The following is a 7196-nucleotide window of genomic DNA, read 5'->3' as shown; positions in this document are numbered from 1 at the left end:
ACTGACCGCCGGCTGACCTCTCCCACTGCCCCGTACCCCGACCGCCGGCTGACCTCCCCCGCTGCCCCGCACCCCGACCGACGGACCGAGACCGTCCCACACCAGCGCCGCCGACGAGCGGCCCGGACAAGGAACACACATGAACAAGTCGATACGTAACAGGGCTCTCACCGGAACGGCACTGGCCCTGGCGGTGTCCACGGTCCTGACCGCCTGCGGAGGGGACGGCTCCGCCTCGTCCTCCGACGCCGAGGCCGACGGCACCGCGAGCGCGAAGCCCGCCGCCGCGGTCAAGGACCCGCTGGTCGCCACCTTCGACGGCGGCCTGTACATCCTGGACGGCGAGAGCCTGAAGCCGGCCAAAACCCTGAAGATGGCGGGCTTCAACCGGGTCAACCCCGCCGGTGACGAGGACCACGTCGTCGTCTCCACCGACACCGGCTTCCGCGTCCTGAACGCCACCGGGCAGACCCTCACCGACATCGAGTACAAGGGCGCAAAGCCCGGCCACGTCGTACGCCACGCCGGCAAGACCGTGCTCTTCACCGACGGCACGGGAGAGGTCAACGTCTTCGACCCCGCCGACCTGAGCAGCGGGAAGAAGCCGAAGGGACGCACCTACGCCTCCGCCGAGGCACACCACGGTGTCGCCATCGAGCTGGCCGACGGCCAACTCCTCAGCACGCTGGGCACCGAGGAGAAGCGCACCGGCGCGCTGGTGCTGGACAAGGAGAACAAGGAGATCGCCCGCTACGAGAAGTGCCCCGGCGTGCACGGCGAGGCGGCCGCGGAGAACGAGGCGATCGCGGTCGGCTGTGAGGACGGCATCCTGATCTACCAGGACGGCGAGTTCACCAAGATCGACGCGCCCGACGCCTACGGCCGCATCGGCAACCAGGCCGGCAGCGACGTCTCCCCGGTCCTTCTGGGCGACTACAAGACCGACGCGGAGGCCGAGCTGGAGAGGCCCACCCGCATCTCCCTCATCGACACCGGAAAGAAGAAGCTGCGCCTGGTCGACCTGAGCACCAGCTACTCCTTCCGCTCGCTGGCCCGCGGTCCGCAGGGCGAGGCACTTGTCCTGGGCACCGACGGCGCCGTCCACGTCATCGACCAGGACAGCGGCAAGGTCGAGAAGAAGATCCCGGCCGTCGGGAAGTGGCAGGAGCCGCTGGACTGGCAGCAGCCCCGGCCCACCCTGTTCGTCCGCGGAGGCACGGCCTACGTCTCCGAGCCCGGCAAGAAGGCGCTGCACGCCATCGACCTGGAGACGGGCCGGAAGACCGTTTCGGTCACGCTGCCGCAGAGCACCAACGAGCTGTCGGGCGTCGTCCCGGGCCATTGATCACGCGTACCGCCCCTGCGCCCCCGGTGGCCTGTCGGCAGCCGGGGGCGCGAGGGCGGGAGCGGGACGCGGTTCGCAGGTCCTGGACCACTTCGCTTGTGCAGCCGGGCCGTACCGGTGCGGGGTCAGCCGTGCGGGAGGATCACCGCGCGTCCGTTGATCTTCCCTTCGTGCAGCCGCTCGTAGGCGAGCGGCGCCTCGTCCAGGGAGAAGGTCTCCGTGTGCACCGAGACGGCACCGGAGCGGGCCAGTGCAAGGACCTCGACGAGTTCGCCGCGGCTGCCCCAGTAGGGGGCGCTGACCGACACCTCGAAGGGCAGCTGGCCGAAGCCGACCGGCAGGGTGCCGCCGCCGATGCCGACGATCGTGATGTCGCCCTCGACCGCCGCGACGGCTCCCGCGGTGGCCAGGGTGGGCTGGGCCCCGACGAAGTCGAAGACCGCCTCCGCCCCGACGCCGCCGGTGAGGCCACGGATCGCGGACGCCGCCTGCGCGTCGGACAGCACCGCCTCGTGGGCGCCGACCTGGCGGGCCAGCCGCAGCTTCTCCTCGGTCACGTCGAGGGCGATCACGCGGGCCGGCGTCATGGCCCGCAGCAGCTGGATGGCGACGTGCCCGAGCCCGCCCGTGCCGATGACCACCGCGGTCGACCCCGGTACCAGCTTCGGCAGCGACCGCTTGATCGCGTGGTACGGCGTCAGTCCCGCGTCGGTCAGCGGAACCGCCGCGACCGGGTCGAGCCCGTCCAGCGGGACCAGGTGGCGCGGGTCGTCCACGAGCAGGTACTCGGCCATCGATCCCGGCCTCCCCAGGCCCGGCGGCCGGATGCCGAGTTCGTCGGCGCGCAGGCAGTAGTTCTCCTTGCCCTCCGCGCACTTGGCGCAGGTGCCGCAGCCCCAGGGGCCGTACACGGCGACCGCGTCGCCCTCACGGACACCACTCACACCCGCGCCGAGCGCGGCGACCGTGCCCACGCCCTCGTGGCCGAGGGTGAGCGGCAGCTCGTACGGGAATCCCTCGGCGGGCCAGCTCATCACGGCGATGTCGGAGTGGCACACGCCGGCGGCGGTGACCTTCAACAGCACCTGCCCGGGGCCGGGTTCGGGGTCGGGGACCTCCATGACCTCGGGTGCGGCGCCGATGGTGCGGTACTGCAGTGCCTTCATGGCCTGCCTTCTTCCTGTGCTTCTTGCTGCACTTCTCGCTGTGCTTCTTGCTCTGCTTCTTCTGCGCTGCCGCCGTGCGGCCTGTGGACCGCCGCCGTGCTCAGAGGGCGGTGTAGGCGCCGTCGACCAGGTGGTAGCTGCCGGACACGAAGGAGGAGCGCTCGGAGAGCAGGAACGCGATCAGCTCGGCGACCTCCTCGGAGCGGCCGAGCCGGCCGGCGGGGTGCAGGGCGACCAGGCCGTCGTAGGCCTCCTGGTCCATGGTCCGCAGCAGCGGGGTCTCGATGAAGCCGGGGCCGACCACGTTGACGCGGATGCCCTTGGCGGCGTACTCGGCGGCGGCGGTCTTGGTCAGGCCCACCACGCCGTGCTTGGCGGCCACGTACGCGGAGGAGCCGGCGAAGCCCACCGAGCCGAGGATGGAGGCGACGTTGACGACGGCGCCGCCGCGGCCGGCCGCCTCGATGGCGGGCAGTTCGTGGCGCAGGGAGTAGAAGACGCCGTTGAGGTTGGTGCTCACCACGCGGTCGTAGGCCTCGATGTCGTACTCACCGGTGGGGGCGCTCGGTCCGCCGATGCCGGCGTTGTTCACGGCCAGCTCCAGCGCGCCGTAGGTGTCGACGGCGAAGGCGACGGCCGCCGCCACGGACTCGGGGCTGGTCACGTCGACCGCGACCGCGGCGGCCTCGATGCCCTCGGCGCGCAGGTCGGCGGCGGCCTTCTCGGCGCCTTCGGCGTTGTGGTCGGCGATCACAACGTTGGCGCCGCCGGCGCCGAGGCGGCGGGCGGTGGCCAGGCCGATGCCCGAGGCGGCGCCGGTGACCAGCGCGGTCCTCCCGGCGAACTCGGTCGCGTAGTCGGTGACGGAGGCGGTGTCGCTGGTGGTGCTCATGGTGCTCTCACTCTTCGGGGGTGGGGTGCGAGGCCGCGGACGCGGCCTCCTGGGTCAGGGCGTCGTAGGCCTGCTCCMCCAGGGCGGCGAGGTCTGCGGCTGCCGTTTCGTGGCCGGACGCGCCGCGCGCCCAGATGCGCAGGGCGGCGCTGAGGACTCCGGCGGCGGCGTCGACCACGACGGCGGGGCGCACGTCCCGCTCGGCGTCGGTGCCGAGCCGGTCGGCGAGGATGCGGATCGACTCGTCCTGCGCGTCGACCCGGATGCGTTCGTACGCGGCGAACAGGGCCGGCTCCTGGTCGAGCAGGGCCAGCAGGCGGCGTATGCGGGGGCGCAGGTGCCAGGCCGGGTCGTCGCGGTCGGCGAGCCAGTCGCGGACGGCCCTGCGGTAGGCCAGCAGCGGGGGTTCCGCGGCGGGCCGGGTCCGCAGCAGGGCGTTGATGCGGTCGCCGTCACCGCGTACGAAGTCGAGGGCCGCGTCCTCCTTGCCGGTGAAGTTCCGGCTGAAGGTGCGGCGTGTGACGTCCGCCCGCTCCGCGATCGCCTCGACCGTGGTCGCGGCGAGCCCGCGCTCCAGGATCAGGTCGACGGCGGCGGTCGCCAGCGCGTTGCGGGTCTGCCTGGACCTGCGCTGCCGCCGGTCCTCCGTCGTGGTGCCGGGCTCCGTTGCCTCCATGTTTCCGATGATAGCTCTCAATGTCCCATTGGGACATGTTTCCCGTGGGGACATTTTTCCCAGTGGGACATTTCCTCAGGCGGGACTGTGTCCTCGGCGGAACCGTGTCTCCAACGGGGCTGTGTCTCAGGCGGCCGCGTCGGGTCAGGCCAGGCCCGCCGCGATGGCGCGGCGGACGGCGTCGGCGCGGTCCCGGATGCCCGCCTTGGCGAACAGGTTGTTGATATGCGTCTTGACCGTGGCCTCGCTGATGAAGAGCTGTGCGGCGATGGCCCGGTTCGGCAGTCCCCGGCCGATCAGGGTGAGCACTTCGCGCTCGCGCTGGGTGAGATCCTGCGGCAAAGGCAGCGGCAGCGCCTGCGGTCGCCCCGCGGCGGGCGACCCGGCGCGGACGGTGGCCAGCAGGCGGTCCTGGACCTCGCGGTCGAGGACCGCCTGGCCCGCCGCGGCGGCGCGGATGGCGCGGAGGATGTCCTGGCGCCCCGCGTTCTTCGTCAGGTAGCCGCGGGCCCCGGCGCCGAGGGCGGCCAGGATCGAGTCGTCGTCGGCGAAGGTGGTCAGCACCACCACGGCGACCTGCGGATGCCCCTCACTGAGCCGGCGGGTCGTCTCGGTGCCGTCCATGCCCGGCATGCGCAGGTCCATCAGGACGACGTCCACCGGCGCGGCGGCGACGGCGGTGAGCACCTGGGTGCCGTCCGCGGCGGCGGCCACGACCTCGATGTCCTCGGACAGGCCGAGCATCGCGGCCAGGGGTTCGCGGACGGCGGCCTGGTCGTCGGCGACGACCACCTTCAGCCGCTGCGGGGTCTCGGTCGGTTCGCTCATGCCGGGATCACTGCCTCCACCTGCCAGCCGCCTCGGTCGGGCCCCTCCGTGACCAGGCCCGCGGTCATGGTGCCACCCAGCAGCGCCACCCGTTCGCGCATGCCGATCAGCCCCATCCCGCTTCCGGCGCCCGCGCCCGCCCCGCCGGTCGGGGGCCCGTTGCGGATCCTCAGCGTCGTCGAGGCGTCGTCGAACGTCAGCTCGACCCCGGTGTGCGCGCCCGGAGCGTGGCGGGTCGCGTTGGTGAGGGCCTCCTGGGCGATGCGCAGCAGGTTCTGGGTCGCCCGCGCCGGCAGTTCGCGGACGGTTCCGGTGACGGTGAGGGCGTCACGGCGGCCGGACGACTCGATCATCGCGGTCAGGGTGTCCAGCAGGGGGAGGGCGTCCTCGCGCAGCGCGTGCACGGTCCACTGGGCCTGCTTCAGGCTCTCCTTGACCATGCTGTGGGCCTTGCTGTTCGCTTCCCGGACCTTCGCCAGGTCGCCGGTGTCGATCAGGGCGTCCGCGAGCTCCAGCTGCATGTTGATCCCGGCCAGCGAGTGCGCCAGCACGTCGTGGACGTCCCGGGCGATCCGGGCGCGCTCGGTGAGGACGGAGGTGCGGGCTTCGGCGCGGGCGGCCCGTTCGGCGGACTCCGCGGAGGAGAGCATGGCCTCCACGGCGCGCTGCCTGCTGCGTCCGAGGATTCCGGCCACGACCGGGACCGCGACGGTCGGGCCGAGGGTCCAGGCCAGCTGTTCGTGACCGGGGCCGAGGCGGAAGTACAGGACGCCGCCGCACAGCAGGCCGGCCAGGGCCGCGAGCGAGAGGGCCTGCCGGAGGGGGAGCCGGTAGCCGATGTGGCCGACGAGGAAGTAGGCGAACAGGTAACCGGAACCGCTGCGGCCGGCGCCGATCAGGGCAGCCGCCGCCACGACACCGAGGGTCAGCCAGACGAGGGCGACGCGGGGCGGGACCCTGGACTCGGGCAGGTGCCGCGCGAGCAGTGCGAGGGAGCTGACGGCGATCAGGGCGGCCACCGCCAGACCGCGGCCGCTGAGGCCCAGCGGACGGACCGTCAGCACCGCGGCGACGATCACGGCCAGGGTGACGGCCCACTGCAGGCGCGGGTCCTGGCGGGGCACGGCCCGGAGGCCGGCTCCCCGGTCGGGGGCCGGCCCCGGGTCGGGGACGCCGGTGGATGCGGACACGCCGCGACCATAGCCCACGGTCAGGCGGTGCGGTCGAGGGCCGGCACGGCGGGACGCGCACCCGCCGGGAGCTGCTCCCCGGCCGCAACCAGGCGGCTCCGGACGAAGATCGTGGCCAGGCGCGTGAGCACCTCGGTCAGCGCCATGAGCACGAAGGCCGCGACCCAGGCCTGGCCGGTGGTGATGTCGTGGGTGACGCTGAACCGGGCCACGTCGTCGGCGCCGCCGTGGTCGGTCCAGAGCTGGAACCCCATGCGCGCTCCCATGCCGAGCACCCACAGGACCGCGGAGACGGCGCCCGCCTTGATCAAGAGGTGGTCGCCGGTACGGCGGATCCGGGTGTAGAGGCCACCCGCGACGCCGAGCACCGCGCCGGCCGCGACGAGCGCACCGATCAGTACGAGGTCGTTGCCCGCGGTGGGGACGGTGTGCAGGTAGTGGGAGGCCACGAAGGCCACGATCCCCAGAGGGAGCAGGTAGGACTTGAGGTCCAGACGGCTCTCCCGCAGCTGGCGGAAGACTACGAGCACGAGGGCGATGTCGGTGATCCAGTCGGTTGTGGTCATGCCCTCAAGACTGCTGTCGCGGGCTCTTACGCGCCTGGACCCACGGGTGGAGACGTGGGTGGAGTTCGGCGACGCGCGTCTTGTCGGCCGGGAGGCGGCCGCCATCGCTGCGAGGGTCCGTCACCCGCTTCGTCAGGTGACGGGGAGGAGCCGGCGCGGAAGGCGTCCGTACAGGTACGACCACCGCGGCTCCGGCGGACGACTGCGTGCCGAAGTGCTGTGCACCCGGCCTCCGTTCACCGCACGGCGCGGCGATGCGCGCTCCTCTGCCTGGCGTTCACCGGAGGGAATCCACCGGCGGGCACCTGGCGGCCGTCGCCTCGGCCCCGGTCACGACCACACTCCCGGCATCAGTGCCCGACGCACCAGCTCACACGATGAACCGTCATGGCTCCTCCGGACAGGGCGGTAAAGAACAGATCGCCCGGCAGACCCGGAGAAGCACCGACCCATCTCTACGCACCAGCAAACCGGCGCGGCGGAAGGCGGGCCGAAGTCCCGCCCCCGTACAGCGTGTTGATCAGTACCACTTC

General features: G+C 72.5%; 7 protein-coding genes. 1 reads left to right on the top strand and 6 read right to left on the bottom strand.

Features of this window, described 5'->3' with window-relative positions; genetic code table 11:
* Positions 1-139 precede the first annotated feature (139 nt).
* Complete coding sequence (gene aztD, locus FGF04_RS32870; RefSeq protein ID WP_149515042.1) at positions 140-1345, top strand: zinc metallochaperone AztD; 1206 nt, start codon at positions 140-142, stop codon at positions 1343-1345.
* 125 nt (positions 1346-1470) lie between these two features.
* Here aztD and FGF04_RS32865 read toward each other — a convergent pair whose 3' ends face one another.
* The 6 genes from FGF04_RS32865 to FGF04_RS32840 form a co-directional block, all read right to left on the bottom strand.
* Positions 1471-2511 (bottom strand): NAD(P)-dependent alcohol dehydrogenase, encoded by a 1041-nt coding sequence (locus FGF04_RS32865; protein WP_149515041.1) that lies wholly within the window; start codon positions 2509-2511, stop codon positions 1471-1473.
* Positions 2512-2611: 100 nt separating this feature from the next.
* Positions 2612-3403 carry an SDR family NAD(P)-dependent oxidoreductase gene (locus tag FGF04_RS32860; RefSeq protein ID WP_149515040.1) on the bottom strand — a complete coding sequence of 264 codons (792 nt, stop codon included), beginning with the start codon at positions 3401-3403 and terminating at the stop codon, positions 2612-2614.
* Positions 3404-3410: 7 nt separating this feature from the next.
* Positions 3411-4079 carry a TetR/AcrR family transcriptional regulator gene (locus tag FGF04_RS32855; protein WP_149515039.1) on the bottom strand — a complete coding sequence of 223 codons (669 nt, stop codon included), beginning with the start codon at positions 4077-4079 and terminating at the stop codon, positions 3411-3413.
* Positions 4080-4223: 144 nt separating this feature from the next.
* Positions 4224-4907, bottom strand: a complete 684-nt coding sequence (locus FGF04_RS32850; RefSeq protein ID WP_149515038.1) for a response regulator — start codon at positions 4905-4907, stop codon at positions 4224-4226.
* Entirely contained in the window at positions 4904-6115 is a 1212-nt protein-coding gene (locus FGF04_RS32845) for a sensor histidine kinase (protein WP_408055699.1), read from the bottom strand. Before FGF04_RS32845 ends, FGF04_RS32850 begins: the two co-directional genes overlap by 4 nt.
* A 2-nt stretch (positions 6116-6117) precedes the next feature.
* Complete coding sequence (locus FGF04_RS32840) at positions 6118-6663, bottom strand: hypothetical protein (RefSeq protein ID WP_149515037.1); 546 nt, start codon at positions 6661-6663, stop codon at positions 6118-6120.
* Positions 6664-7196 lie beyond the last annotated feature (533 nt).

The organism is Streptomyces apricus (assembly GCF_008369065.1).
Classification (GTDB): domain Bacteria; phylum Actinomycetota; class Actinomycetes; order Streptomycetales; family Streptomycetaceae; genus Streptomyces; species Streptomyces apricus.
This window is presented reverse-complemented; position numbering and strand designations above follow the sequence as displayed.

What these genes read in the sequence shown, in the direction of transcription:
- aztD (WP_149515042.1), top strand. Translation starts at nt 140, where the DNA reads ATGAACAAGTCGATACGTAACAGGGCTCTCACCGGAACGGCACTGGCC.
- FGF04_RS32860 (WP_149515040.1), bottom strand. Translation starts at nt 3,403, where the DNA reads ATGAGCACCACCAGCGACACCGCCTCCGTCACCGACTACGCGACCGAG.
- FGF04_RS32865 (WP_149515041.1), bottom strand. Translation starts at nt 2,511, where the DNA reads ATGAAGGCACTGCAGTACCGCACCATCGGCGCCGCACCCGAGGTCATG.
- FGF04_RS32840 (WP_149515037.1), bottom strand. Translation starts at nt 6,663, where the DNA reads ATGACCACAACCGACTGGATCACCGACATCGCCCTCGTGCTCGTAGTC.
- FGF04_RS32850 (WP_149515038.1), bottom strand. Translation starts at nt 4,907, where the DNA reads ATGAGCGAACCGACCGAGACCCCGCAGCGGCTGAAGGTGGTCGTCGCC.